Genomic DNA, 18,398 nt, shown 5'->3' with positions numbered 1-18,398 from the left:
CGAAAGGGTGACGTACAACGCACCGCCCGATGACGAGTGCCCCGGATGGAACATTAGACTCGACAGACCCGGCAAGGCTCGATCACAGTTCGAACGCAAGGAGGCACGGGTGCCGCTTCTGACCCGCATCAGGGGACCGCGCGATCTGGACAGGCTGGGCCCGGAGCAGCTGGAACAGCTGGCCGGGGAGATCCGGACCTTCCTGGTCGACGCCGTGTCCAAGACCGGTGGCCACCTCGGCCCGAATCTGGGTGTCGTCGAGCTGACCATCGCCCTGCACCGCGTCTTCGACTCGCCGAAGGACCGGGTGCTCTTCGACACCGGTCACCAGAGCTATGTGCACAAGCTGCTCACCGGCCGCCAGGACTTCGGGATGCTGCGCACCAAGGGCGGCCTCTCCGGCTACCCCTCGCGCGCCGAGTCCGACCACGACGTCATCGAGAACTCCCACGCCTCGACGGTGCTGGGCTGGGCCGACGGCCTCGCCAAGGCCAACCAGGTGCTCAAGAAGGACGACCACGTCGTCGCCGTGATCGGTGACGGCGCGCTCACCGGCGGCATGGCCTGGGAGGCGCTGAACAACATCGCCGACGCCAAGGACCGCCCGCTCGTGATCGTCGTGAACGACAACGAGCGCTCCTACGCGCCCACCATCGGCGGTATGGCCAACCACCTCGCCACGCTCCGCACCACCGACGGCTACGAGCGCTTCCTGGCCCGCGGCAAGGACCTGCTGGGCCGCACCCCGGTCGTCGGCAAGCCGCTCTACGAGACGCTGCACGGCGCGAAGAAGGGCCTCAAGGACTTCATCGCCCCGCAGGGCATGTTCGAGGACCTCGGCCTGAAGTACGTCGGCCCGATCGACGGCCATGACATCGAGGCCCTGGAGTCCGCGCTGGAGCGCGCCAAGGGCTTCGGCGGACCCGTCATCGTGCACTGCCTCACCGAGAAGGGCCGCGGATACCAGCCCGCCGAGCAGGACGAGGCCGACCACTTCCACGGCATCGGCCCCATCCACCCGGACACCGGTCTGCCGGTCAAGGCGTCGGCGGCCAGCTGGACCTCGGTCTTCGGCGACGAGATGGTCAAGCTCGGCCGGGAGCGCGAGGACATCGTCGCCATCACCGCGGCCATGCTCCAGCCGGTCGGCCTGACCAAGTTCGCGAAGGAGTTCCCGGGCCGGGTCTACGACGTCGGGATCGCCGAACAGCACGCCGCGGTCTCCGCCGCAGGACTCGCGACGGGCGGGCTGCACCCCGTCTTCGCGGTCTACGCGACCTTCCTCAACCGGGCCTTCGACCAGCTCCTGATGGATGTGGCCCTGCACAAGTGCGGTGTCACCTTCGTACTGGACCGGGCCGGGGTCACCGGCGACGACGGCGCCTCGCACAACGGCATGTGGGACATGTCCATCCTCCAGTGCGTCCCGACGCTGCGTATCGCCGCCCCGCGCGACGCCGAGCAGGTGCGTGCCCAGCTGCGCGAGGCCGTCCGGGTCGAGGACGCGCCGACCGTGGTGCGCTACTCCAAGGGCGTCGTCGGCCCGGCCGTCCCCGCCGTCGGCAGGGTCGGCGGGATGGACGTACTGCGCGAGGCCGGCACCACCACGCCGGATGTCCTGCTCGTCTCCGTCGGCGCGCTCGCCCCGATGTGCCTGGAGGTCGCCGAACTGCTCAACAAGCAGGGCATTTCCACCACCGTGGTCGACCCGCGCTGGGTCAAGCCCGTCGACGAGGCGCTCGCCCCGCTCGCCGAGCAGCACCGGGTGGTCGTCACCGTCGAGGACAACAGCCGGGCCGGGGGCGTCGGTTCGGCGGTCGCCCAGGCGCTCCGCGACGCCGGGGTCGACGTACCGCTGCGGGACTTCGGTATCCCGCCGCGCTTCCTCGACCACGCCTCGCGCAAGCAGGTCATGGCCGAGATCGGGCTGACGGCCCCGGACATCGCACGCCAGGTCACCGGCCTCGTCGCGAAGATCGACGGCCGGTACGAGACCCCGTCGGCCACGTCCGCCGAGCCGGCACGCGACTGACCCGCACCACGCCCGCGCGCGGCCGCGCGGCACCGGACGAGCCGGTGGGCCTACCTGTACGGGTGGTCCCACCGGCTCGTTCGTGTGAAAGGTCCCCCACAAGGGGTACATCGCACTCACGCGCTCCCATCATGGCGAGGACTACCAGCGTGGAGGTACACCCGTGAGCACCAGTCTCTTCCGGACGAAATCCGTGGAGCAGTCGATCCAGGACACGGAGGAACCGGAGCACGCGCTCAAGAAATCGCTGTCCGCACTGGATCTGACGGTCTTCGGTATCGGCGTCGTCATCGGCACCGGGATCTTCGTCCTGACCGGTCTGATCGCCAAGCAGACCGCCGGCCCCTCGGTGGCCCTGGCCTTCGTGGTGGCCGGTGTGGTCTGCGCCCTCGCGGCGCTCTGCTACGCGGAGTTCGCGTCGACGGTGCCCGTCGCCGGATCCGCGTACACCTTCTCGTATGCGTCCCTCGGTGAGCTGCCGGCCTGGATCATCGGCTGGGACCTGGTACTCGAACTCGCCCTGGGCTGCGCGGTGGTGGCCGTCGGCTGGTCCGGATATGTGCGTTCACTGATGGACACAGCGGGCATCGGAATGCCGCAGGCCCTCTCGGGCACGCAGAACGGGAAGTTCGGCTTCGACCTGCTGGCCGCCCTCCTGGTCCTGGTACTGACCGGGATCCTGGTGCTCGGCATGAAGCTGTCCTCGCGCGTGACGACGGTCATCGTGGCCGTGAAGGTCACCGTCGTCCTGCTGGTGATCATTGTCGGCGCGTTCTTCATCACCGGATCGAACTACCACCCCTTCATCCCGCCCGCCGTGAAGGGCACCGCCGGCGGCAGCCTCAAGGACCCGCTCGTCCAGCTCTTCGGGTTCGCGCCCGGCTCCTTCGGTGTGATGGGTATCTTCACCGCCGCCGCGGTCGTCTTCTTCGCCTTCATCGGCTTCGACATCGTCGCCACGGCGGCCGAGGAGACCCGTAACCCGCAGCGTGACGTGCCGCGCGGCATCCTCGGCTCGCTCGCGGTCTGCACCGTGCTGTACGTGGCGGTCTCGATCGTCGTCACCGGTATGCAGAAGTACACGAAGCTCTCCACGGACGCCCCGCTCGCCGACGCGTTCAAGTCGGTCGGACACCCCTTCTGGGCGGGCGTGATCAGCTTCGGCGCCGCCGTCGGCCTGACCTCCGTCTGTATGATCCTGCTGCTCGGCCAGAGCCGGGTCTTCTTCGCCATGAGCCGTGACGGCCTGCTGCCCAAGGTCTTCTCGCGCGTCCACCCCAAGTTCGGTACGCCCTACCGCTCGACGATCCTGCTCGGTGTGATCGTGGCGGTGGTGGCCGGCTTCACCTCGATCAGCGAACTCTCCGAACTGGTCAACATCGGGACGCTGTTCGCGTTCGTCCTGGTGGCCGTCGGAGTCATCATCCTGCGCAAGCAGCGCCCGGACCTGCCGCGCTCCTTCCGGACCCCGCTCGTCCCGCTGGTCCCCGTCGTCTCTGCGCTCGCCTCGCTCTGGCTGATGCTGAACCTGCCGGCCGAGACCTGGATCAGGTTCGGTATCTGGATGGTCATCGGGGGCGTCGTGTACGTCTGGTACGGGCGCCGCCACAGCCGGATGTCCGAGCGGGCCGGGAAGTAGCGCGACCCGGTGCCCGGGCCCTGTCCTGCTCGGGCACCCACGGCTCTCACCAGCCCGAATGTTATTCTCGGCGGTACCGTTCGACCGGTTGAGGGAAAGCTGGCAGCCAGCCATGTCGTCGCGTTCCGCACAGGCCACAGGTCCGGCCACGAGCTGCTGGCTGCTGCGGGGCAAGGACGGCGCACTCAGTGCGTACGCCCCGGCCGACGGCGGTCTGCTCCGCTGGACCGAGCAGCGGCCCGGCGGCCCCGACTGGACCGGCCCGCACTTCATCGAGGTCACCGGCCTCACCCACGCCACACTGGCCCAGGGCCCCGACACCTATGTCCATCTGGTCGCCCGGCGCACCACCGCCCGGGGTGTCGAGCTGGCGCAGGCGACGCAGTACCAGACCGGCCGGCCGTTCGGCCCCTGGCACTCCCTGGGCAACCCGCACAAGGAGGAGGACCGCGCACGCGCGGTCGGGGCTCCGGCGGCCGCGGTCGCCGAGGACGGCCGTCTCCATGTCTTCGTGCGCAACGCGGGCGGCGGGTTCAGCCTGCGAAGACAGGGGAAGTCCGGCAAGTGGGAGGGGTGGAAGGACCTGAAGGGCAGCCGTCTGCCGGACGCGATGCCCGCCGCGGTCGCCGTCGGCGGCCGGGTCGAGCTGCTGGCCGCGGGGGAGCGGCAGCTGTCGCGCTGGTGCCAGGACGAGCCGGGCGGCGACCTCACCGAGGCGGAGCCGTTCGACGCGAGGGCCGCCGCCGGATCCGTCACCGGTCTGTGCACGGCGGACGGCCGTGCCACGTACTACGGCTGCGCCCCGGGCGGGGCCGGGATCAGCGCGTACCGCACGGGCGCCGGCGCCCTGTCACTGGGCGGCGCACCGGACGGCGGACCGGTCGCGGTGCTGCGTACCCCCATAGAGGGCTTCGACTGCACGGTCCTCGCCCACCGCGCCAGGAACGGCCGTCCGGCCATCGCCGCCTGCCCCACCGAGGGCGAGGCGGACGGGCTGTGGTGGACGGAGACCGGCGAGCCGTCCCTGGGCGCGCCCTCGCTCGCGGTGGACGGGGAGGGCCGGGTGGTGCTCGCCGCCATCGCCGAGGACGGCACGCTGCGGGTGGCACGCCAGAAAGCGGAACCGGGGCTCGCGCTTGCGGCCTGGACCCGGGCCTGAGCGGCAGGCCCGGAGCCGGGCCTGCCGAACCGGGCCGGGCCCGGCCCGGACTTCCCCGAGCCGGGCCATGGGCCGGTCAACCGCCGTGCGCCGGGGACTTCTTCGCCGACTCGGGGACCTGCGAGTCCGTGCGGATCGCCTTCCACAACTGCGTGGCCTGCGGCTCCGCCGCCACCACACGGTTGGGGTCGGCCTTGTCGTACGCCACCGGGAGCATGATCGTCTCCATGGTGTCCGGGTTGACGCCCTTCATGCTGCGGGCGAACTCCGCCAGCTTGGTGAGCGAGGCCAGATCCGAGTCGGTGGTCAGCGACTTGGTGGCGGAGTTGGCGATCTTGTACGTCTTGGTGGGGCTGCTCAGCATGTCCTGCTTCTGCACCTCGCTCAGGAGGTCGAGGAGGAACTGCTGCTGGAGCCCGATGCGGCCCAGGTCGCTGCCGTCCCCTATGCCGTGCCTGGTCCGTACGAACTCCAGCGACTGGGTGCCGTTCAGCTTCTGCGGCCCCGCCTTGAGGTCGAGCCCGCTGGCCCCGTCGTGGATGTCCTGCGGGACATCGACGGTCACCCCGCCTATCGCGTCCACGAGCCCCTTGAACCCGGCGAAGTCGATCTCCATGTAGTGATCGATCCGGACGTGGGACATCTGCTCCACGGTCTTCACCACACAGGCCGGACCGACCTGCGAGTACACCGAGTTGAACATGACGCGCTGCGCGCCCGGCATCGAGGAGCCGTCGGACTTGGCGCACTCCGGACGGGTCACCAGGGTGTCCCGGGGGATGCTGATCGCGGTCGCCCTGGTGCGGCCCTGGGGCACATGGATGACCAGCGCGGTGTCGGAGCGGGCGCCGCTGACATCGCCGCCGGCTATCTTCCCGTTCTCCCCGGCACGTGAGTCGGACCCCAGGACCAGCAGGTTCTGTCCGGCGGTGGGCAGCTTCTCAGGACGGTCCTTGCCGAGCGACCTGTTGATGTCGACGCCCTTGATGTTGCCGTTCAGATTGCTGTACAGCCACCATGCGGTTCCGCCCGCGGCGAGCAGCAGCACCAGGAGTACGAGCAGAACGATGCGGAGCCCGCGACGGCGCTGCCGCGGGGCCTTGCGCGAGCGGGGCGGGGTGGTGGTGGCCTGAGTCATGCCGTAGGTGTCCTCTGATCCCGTTGATCGGCGGTTGGGGCGTGGGTGACGACCGACCGCGCCTGGCATGGGGGGACTGGCGGTCGGTCGGCTGCGACAGCGCGAAAACGAAGGGGGGCGTCGTTGCCGCCGGTTTCGATTGGCACCAGAGCATATAGGCAAGTGTGTGCGTCTTGTGTGCGTCTATCGTGCTGGTGTGCGTCAGGGGGAGGGAACCGCGGACTCCACGGCGCGAAAGGAGCGACAGCGCGATGGTGGCATCAACCGGGCCCCGTGCCGAGGAGTACGGGCGTCGTGACCCGCGGGCCGTGGCGTCCCCCGCCGGGCCCCGGCAGGAGGCGGGCGCCGCCCTGCTCGTCGCGGCCACACCCGCCGACGCGGCCGTTCTGCTGGCGGGGACGGGCGGTCCCGCCGAGGTCACCGTGGTCTGTCTGGAGAGCGGCGGGCCGCAGGAACGGCAGGCGTTCGAGCGGGCCGTCTCCGATGCCGTACGGCTGGGCCGGCGGGTCCGTGGCGAGCTCCGGGTCCTCGCCCGGCGCGACGACGCGGCGCAGGAGGTGCTGGCCGAACTCCACGCCGTACGGCCGTCGCTGGTCATCACCACCGGACCCGACGCCCCGTCCGGCGCTCCCGCCGGGGACCGCGGCGCCGAGCAGCGCCGCACCACCGCCGCGAGCGCCGCTCTGCGGGCGGCCGACGCCTACCAGCGCGAGAGCGGGCAGCCGCTCCTCGTCGACTGCCGGGACCCGGCGCTGCCCGACGCGTCCGGCACCGCGCTCCGCCCTCGGTACGCACCGCCAGCCACCTGGCTGATCAGGGGCAACGACGGCCGTCTCTCCGCCTATCTGCCCACGGCGGGGGCGGTGCTGCGCTGGACCGAGGACCGCCGCGGTGGCTGGTCGGACCCCGAACGGCTGGACGCACCGGGCCTGTTGCCCGGACTGACGGTGGTGCAGGGGCCGGACGGCTATGTGCGGCTCATCGGCCTGCGGCGCACCGAGGGCTCCGGCGGCGCGGCCACCGTGGACGTCGTGTGCGCGACGCAGTACCAGACGGGGCGCCCGGCCGGGCCGTGGCACTCGCTGGGCAATCCGCACCGGGCCGAACCGGAGCGGGGCCGTCATATCGGTTTCCCGGTGGCCGCGTTCGACGACGACGGGACGCTCCATGTCTTCATCCGCAACGACGAGCACACGGTGAACACCCGGCACGAGAAGCCCAACGGCTCCTGGTCCGCCTGGCGTCATCTGCGCGGCACGAAGACCGCGGACGAACTGGTCGCCCTCCGGGTCCCGGACGGCAGGGTGGAGCTCTACGCCCGGCTGCGGGACGTCCCCGGAACGGCGCGCTGGAGCCGGACCGGCCGCGACGGAGGCTGGGCCGAGGACACCACCCCCAACGTGCACGCCGCCCCGGACACCCTGGCGCCCGCCCCGGAGAGCGGCGCCCTGCGCTACCGCTACGCGGGGACGGGCGAACTCTGCCAGTGGCAGTGGAACACCCCGGGCCCGGTGACGCTGCTCAGCACCACCGCGACGGGCCGGGTCGGCGGCGCGGCCGGTGTCGGGATCGGCGGCTGGGCCTGCACCGTGCTGGTCTCCACCGACGCGTACGGCTACTGCCTGGTCGGGTTCCACATCGACGGACGGCCGGATTCCGGTGTGTGGTGGTCCGGTACGGAGCAGTGGTGTCCGGTGCCGCCCGCCCTCGTCCGGGACGGACAGGACCGGCTGACGATCGCTACGCTGGGTCCGGGCAACCGGCTCGTCGTCACGCGCCGGATGCCCGGCGGGCAGGGACTGGACCTCGGTCCCTGGACGTAGTTCTGCTCTGACCTGGGGTTCTGGGAGGCGGGCGCTGTGCGGCCGTCCGGCGGCGGCCTGCCCGCGCGTCACGAGACAGCGCTCTGTTCGAGGCCGGTCTCCGGGTACTATCCTGACTCCAGGTAAAGCTCAGGTGAACGTTTTGGGTGGGTCTTCCGAAGGTTTGCCGTCACTGTGGTGCCGCTTCCGCGTCCGTTCGTCGCGTACGCATGCCCTGGGGGGAGATGCGGGTCAGGGTGTGCGTTCGACGATGAGAAGAGGACGAGATTGATAGCCGCACTGATCCGCCATGCCGAAATAGCCAAGGGCAAGAACGTCCTTGTGCTGTTCCTGCTGCTGGCGAGCTACCTCGGCATGCTGGTCACGGGCGTTTTCGGCCTTCTCTGGGCCTTCGCCGCGGCCCTGGCCGTCAGTTACGCGGCCGACTTCTACCTGCACCGCGTCGAGCCCGATCTGATCCGCTTCCTCGGCAAGCTCAAGTGGGGACTCAGCATCCGTGTCCTGACACGGGAACTCGGCGTACTGGTGCTGCTGCGGGACACCGCGGGGGACGACCGTGACATCTTCACGGTGGTCTTCCTCGGCTTCGCCGCCGTGCACTCCCTGCGCCTGCTGTACACCTTCCTCTGCATGTTCATCAAGCGGCGCCGCGCGCTTCCGGTACGCGTGCGCAACCTGGACCTCAGCACCCTGAACATGCCCGAGCCGCCGCCGCCGATCGCCTTCAAGTCCTACGAGCGCAAACTGCTCCACCTGGACAGCGCGGTCATCGTCGGCGCCGTCGCCTCCCGCGCCACGCACGTGGTCGGGTTCTGTGTGCTCGGCGGGGCGCTCGCGGTGACCGTCGCCGTACTCGGCATGCTGATCCTGCTGCCCACCATCAGGCAGTGCCGCCGGGTGCCCAGCCACGAGCGCACCTTCCGCATCCTGAACAAGCAGGTCGCCAAGTACCGCCCCGAGGTTGTCCTCTACTTCACCTACGCGGCCGGCGCCCGGGACTCCGCCTACCAGGTCAACATGTGGCTGGAGACGCTCTCCCGGCTCGGCAGGCGCCCGTTGATCGTGCTCCGCGAGGTCACCACGCTGCGCTTCCTCGCGTACACCTCGCTGCCGGTGGTCTGCCTCCCCAAGGCCGACGACCTCAGCCTCCTCGAACTGCCCGAGGTCCGGGTGATCCTCTACCCGGCGAACGCGGGCAAGAACGTCCATATGCTGCGGGTCGCCGAGGCCAAGCACGTCTTCATCGGGCACGGCGACAGCGACAAGCTCGCCAGCAGCAACCGCGTGAGCAAGGTCTACGACGAGATATGGACGGCCGGCCAGGGCGGCGAGGAGCGTTACCAGCGGCTGCGCGGCACCATCCCCGGCTCCGCCCTCGTCCCGGTGGGCCGCCCGCAGCTCAGCGCGGTCGAGACGGTCTCGCCCCGCCCGCCCGGCCGGATGACCACCGTGCTGTACGCGCCCACCTGGGAGGGGTGGACCGCCGACCCGTTCCACACCTCGCTCATCCTGATGGGCGAGAAGCTCATCCGGATGCTGCTCAACCAGCAGGAGCCGGTGCGGATCCTCTACAAGCCGCACCCGCTGACGGGCAAGCGCTCGGCCGATGCGACCCGGGTGCACCGGCGCATCGTGGCGCTCCTGGAGGCCGACAACGCCCGGCGCGAGCGCACCAGGGAAGGCCGCGGCTCCCGCGCGTCGCAGGCCGACGGCGAGAAGCAGCTGGCCGCTCTGGAGAACCGGATGGCCCGGCTGAAGGCATGGACGGTGGTGGGGGTCTACGGCCTCTGGCACAAGGACAGGGCCATGCTCGCCCGGCCGCCGAAGGAGACCTGGGAGGAGCTTCAGACCCAGTGGCACGAGACCTTCTGGGCGGCGGGCGGCAGTGAGCGCCACCAGGTGGTCACCGGACAGCTGCCCTCGCTCTACAGCTGCTACAACGAGGCGGACATGCTGATCAGCGACATCTCCAGCGTCGTCTCCGACTTCGTGGCGAGCGAGAAGCCGTACGCCGTCTCCAACCCGTCCGACTCGGACCCCGAGCTCTTCAAGCAGCTGAACCCGGCGGCGTCCGCCGCGTACATACTCGGCCCGTCCTGCGAGGAGCTGGCCGTCTGTGTGGAGGCCGCGCGCTCCGGCGGCCGGGACCGGCTGGCCGGGCACCGGGAGCACCTCAAGCGCTATCTGCTCGGCGACGGGGACTCCATGGTCCGCTTCAACGACGCGGTGAACCGGCTGTTCGCGAAGGGCATCGGGGAATTCCCCGCCGGGGACACCGCCGAACCGATCCTCGCCAACCCGTTCACCCGGGGGACCGGCGCGGTGCCCCAGCAGCCGGTGGACTCCACGGTCCCCATCCCGCAGATCGGCTGGATCGGGCAGCAGCTCGGACCGCAGGAATCGATGGAACAGTACTTCTGACCCGTGGGTTTCCGACCTGTGAGCGATGACACGATCTGATGGAGGGTACGGCGATGTACGGGCAGGAGATGCCCCGCAGGCGGATGTTCGTCACGGGCGATTCCACGGTGGTGACGCGCTCCGTCGACTACCTTCCGATGGCCGGCTGGGGGCAGACGCTCCCGCTGTTCCTCACCCCGGCCGCGGTGGAAGTGGTCAACTGCGCACGGGCGAAGGCGAGTTCCAAGAGCTTCTACGACCGGGGCCGCTTCCAGTGGATCCTCGGACAGGCCGCCCCGGGCGACTATGTACTCATCAGCTTCGGCCAGGTCGACTGGGAGCCGGAGGCGGGCCTGCACACCGAGCCCTTCGAGGCGTACCAGCAGTACCTGCGGCAGATGGTGCACCTCACCAGGGAGGCGCAGGCCCACCCCGTGCTCGTCCTCACCCACGAGCGCCGCAAGTTCGACGCGTACGGCAACCTCCGGCGCTTCCTGCGGACCTATCCGATGGCCATGCGGGAGGTCGCACAGGAGCTGTCCGCCCCGCTCGTCGATCTCTACGCGCAGAGTCTGGCCTGGTGGGAGGAGATCGGCGGGGAGGCGGCGAGAGAGGTCTTCGCCCATCTGCGGCCGCACGAGAACCCCCGCGCCAATCTCAAGGGCGCGGACGACACCCATCTGCGCCCCGAGGCCGCGGTGGAGTGCGCGCGCTTCATCGCCCGTGCCCTGCGGGACCAGGGACTCGTCCCCCCGTCCTGGGTGCACAGCCTCGACCGGTCCGACTTCACCACCGACGAGATGGGCTGGCTGGACACCGCGACATTCAACCGGCTGACCAAGGAACGAGTGGCGCAGGTGCCCGCCGAGGCACGGATCGGAGCGGGACGGTGACCTTCCTCCTCGGCGTGGTCCGCATCCAGGAACCGGGCTTCCCCGACAGCGCGACACAGGCGGCCGTGCACTGCGAGGCGCACCCGCTGACCTCCGTCGCACCCGGACAGACCGTCCGGATCGCCCTGACGGTCCAGGCGGGACCGGGTGTCGCACACGCCTACGGCTATCTCGCCGAGGACTCCTTCGCCGGGGCCGCCGACGTGGTGGCGGCCCACGGCGCCGAGTACTCCTCGCTGCTGCGCCACTACCGGGTCCGCGCCGACGGCGGCGGAACCGGGACAGCCGTCCTGACCCTGCAGATCCGCCAGGGCACCGCCGAACACGCGCTGCGCCCCGCGGTCGCCGCCGCCATCCCCGGCCGGGACCCCCGCAAGGTGCTGCGCACCGAACCACTGGCCGACCAGGGAGTACGGATCAGGGGCTTCTCCGCCCCGGGCCGCGCCCTGAACGTCGCCGGGCCCGGGTACGAGCCCGCGCTGGTCGACGTACGGGACGGACTTCCGCAGGGCACGGTCGTGGTCGGCCACACCCAGCCGCGCTCCGGCCATGTGACCGTCACCCAGGAGGGCCTGCTGGCCTTCCAGGCGGCCCCCGGGGCGGCGGGCTACGACCACTTCCAGTACGCCGTGCAGGCGCCGTCGGGGGAGCGGGCCGAGGGCCGGGTGGTCATCCACATCGGTGATCTCTCCGAGACCCCGGGGCTGTTGACCCCGCCCGCCCTCAACGGGGCGGGCACCACCGCGCACGCGCCCTGGAACCAGCCGAAGATCCACGGCTCGCTGCCCTGGCCCCACGAGGGCGCACCGCTCCCCGGCTGACCCGCGGACCGCCCGCACCGCCCCCGTACGCAATGAAGTCTGGTGATCAGCGTCGTGAACCCCGTCTCTCTCCACCCCAAGGAACAGCCCGACGTCAGCGTGGTCGTCGACGTGGCCGATGCCGCGGGCCAGATCGGCGGCTGTCTGGAATCGCTGCTGGCCCAGGGCGACGACGGATTCCTGGTGGAGGTACTGGTCCTCGACCGCGGCTCCCGGGACGGCACCCGCGAGGTGCTCCAGCAGTGGGCGGCCCGCCACCCGGCGCTGAAGTGCTCGTCCGCGCCCACCCCTTCGGACACCCCGGCCCAGGCACGCAACGCGGGCATCGAGCAGTCGGCCGGACGCCATCTCCTCTTCCTCAGCGGTACCGACCGGCTGGCCCCCGGCGCGCTCAGGAGCATGGTGCGGGCGGCCGACGAGAACGACGCCGATGTCGTCCTGGGCAAGGTGGCGGGCCTGGACGGCCAGAAGGTCGGCACATCCATGTTCACCCGGAGCGCGGCCGACGCCGACCTCGCCACCTCGCGGGTCTACTGGTCGCTGAGCGCCGACAAGCTCTTCCGCCGCTCGCTGGTCGACCGGTGCGGGCTGCGCTTCCCCGAGGACTGGTCACTCGGCGACGACCAGGCGTTCACCGCGCTCGCCTATCTGTACGCGGACCGGATCTCCGTCGTCGCCGACCAGGTCTGTGTCGAGCAGGCCCGCCGGGTCCCCGGCGTGAACACCTCCCGGTTCAGCGGCTCACTCGCCGACCGGATGGCGCTCACCCGCCGGATGGTCGCCCTCGTCACCGAGCGGGTCCAGCCGGGCCCGCTCCGGGACCAGCTGCTCGCCCGCCACTTCGAGCTGGAACTCGGCAAGGCCACCGGCGCCACCTATCTGGCCTGCGAGGACCAGGAGTTGCGCCGGTCCGCGCTCAGCGAGTGCCGCGGACTGCTCGACCTCCACGCGGGCCCCGACGTCTTCCGCAGACTGCCCCGGCCGCTCTCGGTGCGCCTGGAGCTGATCCGCCGGGGCCTGTTCGCGGAGGCCGAGCGGATGATCGCGTTCGAGCAGGGCAAGGAGAAGGCCGCGCTGTTCGTCGAGCACGGGCGGGCCTACCGCCGGTACCCCTTCTTCCGGGATCCCGAAGCCGGCCTGCCCGACGCGTACTTCGAGATCACCCAGACCCTGCGGGCCAAACACCGGCTGACCGGACTGAGCTGGTCGGGCACCGTGCTCAAGGTGCAGGGCCACTGCTACATCGAGCAGTTGTCCACCCGCGACCCGGCCGTCCGCGTGGTGCTGCGCGAGCGCGCGAGCGGCGCCGAGTACCGCTTCCGCGTCTACACCACACCCACCCCCAAGCTCGACGCTGCGACCCGCGCCGACCGGGCACAGGCCGGGTTCGAGGCACGGCTCGACCTGTCGGCCGCCGACGGCTACCAGCCCGTCGCACCCGGCCTGTGGGACCTGTTCCTCCACGTCTCCTACCAGGGCGTCGGCAAGGAGGTACGGCTCGGCGGGGTCCGCGCGGACACGGTCACCGACCGCACCAGGCAGGGGGTCGTGGTCGGCGGGGCCGACGCCTCGGGCCTGGAGACGGTCTGCCACCTCTACGCGACGAAGGCCGGCAACCTCACCGCCGAGGTCTCCGCGAGGCGCCCGCTCCCGCAGTGACGGCCCCGCCGTACCGGCTGCCCCGGTGACGGTGCCGTACGGTCCTCACACCCGGCCGCACGTGTGGATCGCCAGCATCCTGGCCCGCGAGCCGCCGGTCGCGAAGCCCACACAGAGCTCAGGGCCGCCTTCCCGCCGCCTGACGGCGAGCCCTTCCGGCTCCCGGTAGGCGAGACCGGCCCCGGCGGTGATCCGGCGCGGGGCCGGGGGCCGGCCGCCGCGCAGATCGACCGCGGTGACCCGGGTATTGCCGCCGGAGATCTGCGGGTTGGCGCCGGATGACGGTGTGTACGCGTTGCCCGCGAGCTGGTACACCCGGTCACCGTAGAGCACGCAGCCCTGGAAGGTCTCGGCCGTGCTCCGTCCCCGCTGGGGCGCGGTGTGCAGCGGTTCGTAGCGGCCCGCGAGGAAGGCGTCCATGCCGTACACCGCGTACCACTGCTGCCGCACGCCGCCCGCCGCCACCGTCCAGTAGCTCACCATCACCCGGCGCGTGGCGTTGTCGACGCTGGGCTGGTTGGCCAGGGAGCCGGGGACCGGACGGTGGTGCCGCAGACCGGGGTGGCCGCTGTCGAGGACCGCGGCGTGCCGGAAGGCGAACCGGCTGATGGCGAGGCCGTACCCGGTATCGGGATGGGCCTGCGACTCCGTCCAGAGGAAGACGCCGGATGCGGACGGCTCGACGCCGAGCGAGACACCGTGGCCGAAGCCGCGCAGGAACATATGGCCGAGGGTCCGCCCGCCAGCGGAGAGCCGCGTCACACAGAGGTCGCCGCGCCTGTTCCGCTCCGCGCTCGTCAGCCGGCGCGGCTCACCGGGCAGCCGCACCCCGCCCTGGACCAGCTGGACGGCGTAGATGTCGCCCCTGCTGTCGTCGAAGGCGAACGACTGGGGGACCGTGGTCTGGTGGAGCGCGGTGGGGGCCAGGATCTGCGAGCGGCCGGCCGGCTCGGAGGCGCCGTCCCGGCCGTCCGTCCGCTGCTCCGTGAACCACAGGCCGCCGGCCACACCGCCGGCCGCTGCCGCCGCCGATACGCCCGCCCACAGCGCGGTCCTGCGCGAGTACTTCCGGTGTCTTTCCACGAACCGTTCCGCTCCCCGGCATCCGCCGTCCGGCAGACAGCCGGCCTGTCACTCCCACGAACCCGGGGAAAAGACCATTTTGTCATACCACCACGGCCGGACCTCAACGGCGTGTGCCCGCCCCGGAATCACCGGGACGGGCACACACACGCAGACACCAGGGCTCCCGGCGCGCGGGCTCCCGGGTCAGGCCGGAACGCTCGCCACGCCCTTCGCCAGGAACGGCTTGCCGTTCACCCGCTGCGACACACCCTCACGGTCCAGGTACGGCGTGATGCCGCCCAGGTGGAAGGGCCAGCCGGCGCCGGTGATCAGGCAGAGGTCGATGTCCTGCGCCTCGGCGACGACACCCTCCTCCAGCATCAGACCGATCTCCTGCGCCACCGCGTCCAGCACCCGGTCCCGGGTCTGCTCCTCGGAGAGCACCGAAGTGCCCTGCTTGAGGAGTGCGACGACCTCCGGGTCCAGCTCGGGCTTGCCCGACTCGTGGACGTAGAAGCCGCGCTTGCCCGCCTTGACGACGGCGGCCAGGTTCTCCGAGACGGTGAAGCGCTCGGGGAAGGCGCGGTGCAGGGTCTCCGAGACATGCAGACCGATGGCCGGGCCGACCAGCTCCAGCAGCACCAGCGGGGACATCGGCAGACCGAGCGGCTCCACGGCCTTCTCGGCCACCTCGACCGGGGTGCCCTCGTCGATGACGTTCTGGATCTCGCCCATGAAGCGGGTGAGGATGCGGTTGACGACGAACGCCGGGGCGTCCTTCACCAGCACCGCGGTCTTCTTCAGCTTCCGCGCCACACCGAACGCCGTGGCCAGCGAGGCGTCGTCGGTCTGCTCACCGCGCACGATCTCCAGCAGCGGCAGGATCGCGACCGGGTTGAAGAAGTGGAAGCCGACGACCCGCTCGGGGTGCTTCAGCTTCGACGCCATCTCCGAGACCGAGAGCGAGGAGGTGTTGGTGGCCAGGATCGCGTGCGCCGGGGCGACCGCCTCGACCTCGGCGAACACCTGCTGCTTGACGCCGATCTCCTCGAAGACCGCCTCGATGACGAAGTCGGCGTCCGCGAAGCCCTCGGCCTTGTCGAGCACACCGCTCACCAGGGCCTTGAGACGGTTGGCCTTGTCCTGGTTGATACGGGACTTCAGCAGCAGCTTGTCGATCTCGGCGTGCACATAGCCCACGCCCTTGTCGACGCGCTCCTGGTCGATGTCGGTGAGCACCACCGGCACTTCGAGGCGGCGCAGGAAGAGCAGCGCCAGCTGCGAGGCCATCAGACCGGCGCCGACGACACCGACCTTGGTGACCGGGCGGGCCAGGTTCTTGTCCGGGGCGCCGGCCGGGCGCTTGGCACGCTTCTGGACCAGGTTGAACGCGTAGATACCGCTGCGCAGTTCACCGCCCATGATCAGGTCGGCGAGGGCCACGTTCTCCGAGTCGAAGCCCTGCTCCAGGTCACCGTCCTTGGCGGCGGCGATGATGTCCAGCGCCCGGTAGGCGGCCGGGGCCGCGCCGTGCACCTTGGAGTCCGCGATGGCCCGGCCGCGTGCGACCGCGGCGTCCCAGGCTTCGCCGCGGTCGATCTCCGGGCGTACGACCTCGATCTCACCGCGCAGGACCGCCGAGGTCCAGATCAGCGACTGCTCCAGGAAGTCGGCGCCCTCGAAGATCGCGTCGGCGATCCCCAGCTCGTGGACCTGCGCGCCCTTCAACTGCCGGTTCTGGTTCAGCGAGTTCTCGATGATGACCGAGACCGCGCGGTCCGCGCCGATCAGGTTGGGGAGCAGCGCGCAGCCGCCCCAGCCGGGCACCAGGCCGAGGAAGACCTCGGGCAGCGAGAAGGCGGGCAGCGACTTGGTCACCGTGCGGTAGGCGCAGTGCAGTCCGACCTCCACGCCACCGCCCATCGCCGCGCCGTTGTAGTACGCGAAGGTGGGAACGGCCAGTGTGGAGAGCCGCTTGAAGACGTCGTGGCCGCCCTTGCCGATGGCGAGCGCGTCCGAGTGGGTCTTCAGCAGCTCGACGCCCTTGAGGTCGGCGCCGACCGCGAAGATGAACGGCTTGCCGGTGATGCCGACACCGGTGATCGTGCCCTCGGCCGCCTCCTTCTCGACCTGGTCGATGGCGGCGTCGAGGTTGGCCAGCGACTGCGGGCCGAAGGTGGTCGGCTTGGTGTGGTCCAGGCCGTTGTCGAGCGTGATCAGCGCGAACCTGCCCGCGCCGCCCGGCAGATCGAGGTGGCGCACCTGTGCCTGGGTGACGACCTCGTCGGGGAACAGCTCGGCCGCGCCCTTCAGGAGATCGGAGGTGGTGGTGCTCACTTGGTGCCTCCGGCTGTGGTGTCGAAGTGGGGGTTCTCCCAGATGACCGATGCGCCCATGCCGAAGCCGACGCACATGGTGGTCAGTCCGTAGCGGACCTGCGGGTGCTCCTCGAACTGCCGCGCCAGCTGCGTCATCAGACGCACTCCGGAGGAGGCGAGGGGGTGGCCGAAGGCGATGGCGCCGCCGTACTGGTTGACGCGCGCGTCGTCGTCGGCGATGCCGTAGTGCTCCAGGAACGCGAGCACCTGCACGGCAAAGGCCTCATTGATCTCGAAGAGACCGATGTCGTCGATGGAGAGACCCGCCTTGGCGAGGGCCTTCTCGGTCGACGGGATCGGGCCGTACCCCATGACCTCGGGCTCTACACCCGCGTACGCGTACGACACCAGGCGCATCCTGACCGGCAGCCCGAGCTCGCGCGCGGTCTCCTCGGACGCGATCAGCGAGGCGGTGGCACCGTCGTTGAGCCCTGCGGCGTTGCCCGCGGTGACCCGGCCGTGCGCCCGGAACGGCGTCTTGAGCCCGGCGAGCGACTCCAGGCTGGTGCCGGGTCGCATCGGCTCGTCGGCGGTGGCGAGGCCCCAGCCGGTCTCGCCGGCCTCGGCGTTGGTGTTGCGGACCGATACCGGCACCAGGTCCTGCTGGATCTTGCCGTTGGCGTACGCCTTGGCGGCCTTCTCCTGCGAACGCACCGCGTACTCGTCGGCGCGCTGCTTGGTGATCGTGGGGTAGCGGTCGTGCAGGTTCTCCGCCGTCATCCCCATGAAGAGGGCGGACTCGTCGACCAGCTTCTCGGAGACGAACCGGGGGTTCGGGTCGACGCCCTCGCCCATCGGGTGGCGTCCCATGTGCTCGACACCGCCCGCGAGGACGATGTCGTACGCGCCGAAGGCGATCGAGCCGGCGGTCGCCGTCACGGCCGTCATCGCGCCCGCGCACATACGGTCGACGGAGAAGCCGGGCACCGACTGCGGCAGCCCGGCCAGGATGCCCGCGGTGCGCCCGAGGGTCAGGCCCTGGTCGCCGATCTGTGTGGTCGCCGCGATGGCCACCTCGTCGATCTTGGCGGGGTCGAGATCCGGGTTGCGGCGCAGCAGCTCCCGGATCGCCTTCACGACGAGATCGTCGGCGCGGGTCTCGTGGTAGATGCCCTTCGGGCCCGCCTTGCCGAACGGGGTGCGGACGCCGTCGACGAAGACGACGTCCCGGATGGTACGAGGCACGAGAGCTCTCCTCCAGGGTGCGGGATGGCACTGCTGCTGCGGGCACGCCGGGGCGCGCTGCGCAAGGCCATGCTACCCACGGGTAACCATGCTGCCCAGTCCTTGGCCCGGGAGCGTCGAAGGTCACACACCGGTGGGCCCGGACGTGGAGCGGCGGTATCGGCGCGGGCGGGGCCGTTCGTCACCCCCGCGGCCCGGGACCGCTT

General features: G+C 70.8%; 12 protein-coding genes. 8 read left to right on the top strand and 4 right to left on the bottom strand.

Annotation, left to right across the window (positions count from 1 at the left end):
- Positions 1–109 precede the first annotated feature (109 nt).
- From dxs to ACFXBC_RS15885, 3 genes are all read left to right on the top strand, one after another.
- On the top strand, positions 110–2,032 hold the full coding sequence (dxs, locus tag ACFXBC_RS15895) for a 1-deoxy-D-xylulose-5-phosphate synthase (RefSeq protein WP_385023879.1): 1,923 nt from the start codon (positions 110–112) through the stop codon (positions 2,030–2,032).
- A gap of 163 nt (positions 2,033–2,195) precedes the next feature.
- Positions 2,196–3,671 carry an amino acid permease gene (locus tag ACFXBC_RS15890; protein WP_385023877.1) on the top strand — a complete coding sequence of 492 codons (1,476 nt, stop codon included), beginning with the start codon at positions 2,196–2,198 and terminating at the stop codon, positions 3,669–3,671.
- A gap of 112 nt (positions 3,672–3,783) precedes the next feature.
- A complete protein-coding gene (locus ACFXBC_RS15885; RefSeq protein ID WP_385023876.1) occupies positions 3,784–4,830 on the top strand; it encodes a hypothetical protein in 1,047 nt (348 codons plus the stop codon).
- A 76-nt stretch (positions 4,831–4,906) separates the two neighbouring features.
- On the opposite strand, the gene ACFXBC_RS15880 is transcribed toward ACFXBC_RS15885, so the two are convergent.
- Positions 4,907–5,968 (bottom strand): LCP family protein, encoded by a 1,062-nt coding sequence (locus ACFXBC_RS15880; protein WP_385023874.1) that lies wholly within the window; start codon positions 5,966–5,968, stop codon positions 4,907–4,909.
- 251 nt (positions 5,969–6,219) lie between these two features.
- On the opposite strand from ACFXBC_RS15880, the gene ACFXBC_RS15875 reads away from it, so the two are divergent.
- The 5 genes from ACFXBC_RS15875 to ACFXBC_RS15855 all read left to right on the top strand — a co-directional run bounded on the left by ACFXBC_RS15875 (position 6,220) and on the right by ACFXBC_RS15855 (position 13,564).
- Positions 6,220–7,791, top strand: a complete 1,572-nt coding sequence (locus ACFXBC_RS15875; protein WP_385023872.1) for a hypothetical protein — start codon at positions 6,220–6,222, stop codon at positions 7,789–7,791.
- Between the two features lie 267 nt (positions 7,792–8,058).
- Positions 8,059–10,212 carry a hypothetical protein gene (locus ACFXBC_RS15870; protein WP_385023870.1) on the top strand — a complete coding sequence of 718 codons (2,154 nt, stop codon included), beginning with the start codon at positions 8,059–8,061 and terminating at the stop codon, positions 10,210–10,212.
- 53 nt (positions 10,213–10,265) lie between these two features.
- Complete coding sequence (locus ACFXBC_RS15865; protein WP_385023868.1) at positions 10,266–11,084, top strand: rhamnogalacturonan acetylesterase; 819 nt, start codon at positions 10,266–10,268, stop codon at positions 11,082–11,084.
- Positions 11,081–11,905, top strand: a complete 825-nt coding sequence (locus ACFXBC_RS15860) for an Ig-like domain-containing protein (protein ID WP_385023866.1) — start codon at positions 11,081–11,083, stop codon at positions 11,903–11,905. Before ACFXBC_RS15865 ends, ACFXBC_RS15860 begins: the two co-directional genes overlap by 4 nt.
- A gap of 42 nt (positions 11,906–11,947) precedes the next feature.
- Positions 11,948–13,564 carry a glycosyltransferase family 2 protein gene (locus ACFXBC_RS15855; RefSeq protein ID WP_385023864.1) on the top strand — a complete coding sequence of 539 codons (1,617 nt, stop codon included), beginning with the start codon at positions 11,948–11,950 and terminating at the stop codon, positions 13,562–13,564.
- A gap of 45 nt (positions 13,565–13,609) precedes the next feature.
- Here the strand turns inward: ACFXBC_RS15855 and ACFXBC_RS15850 are convergent, their stop codons facing one another.
- The 3 genes from ACFXBC_RS15850 to ACFXBC_RS15840 form a co-directional block, all read right to left on the bottom strand.
- Positions 13,610–14,647: a hypothetical protein gene (locus ACFXBC_RS15850; protein WP_385023862.1), complete on the bottom strand. Its 1,038-nt coding sequence runs from the start codon at positions 14,645–14,647 to the stop codon at positions 13,610–13,612.
- Between the two features lie 186 nt (positions 14,648–14,833).
- Positions 14,834–16,966, bottom strand: a complete 2,133-nt coding sequence (locus ACFXBC_RS15845; protein ID WP_385023860.1) for a 3-hydroxyacyl-CoA dehydrogenase NAD-binding domain-containing protein — start codon at positions 16,964–16,966, stop codon at positions 14,834–14,836.
- Entirely contained in the window at positions 16,963–18,192 is a 1,230-nt protein-coding gene (locus ACFXBC_RS15840; protein WP_385023858.1) for a thiolase family protein, read from the bottom strand. The genes ACFXBC_RS15845 and ACFXBC_RS15840 overlap by 4 nt, the downstream gene beginning before the upstream one ends.
- Between the last annotated feature and the right edge of the window lie 206 nt (positions 18,193–18,398).

Origin of the sequence: Streptomyces sp. NPDC059398 (assembly GCF_042751845.1) — a bacterium.
Taxonomy (GTDB): domain Bacteria; phylum Actinomycetota; class Actinomycetes; order Streptomycetales; family Streptomycetaceae; genus Streptomyces.
The sequence above is the reverse complement of the archived record's forward strand: the minus strand, read 5'-3'. Positions and strand labels throughout refer to the sequence as shown.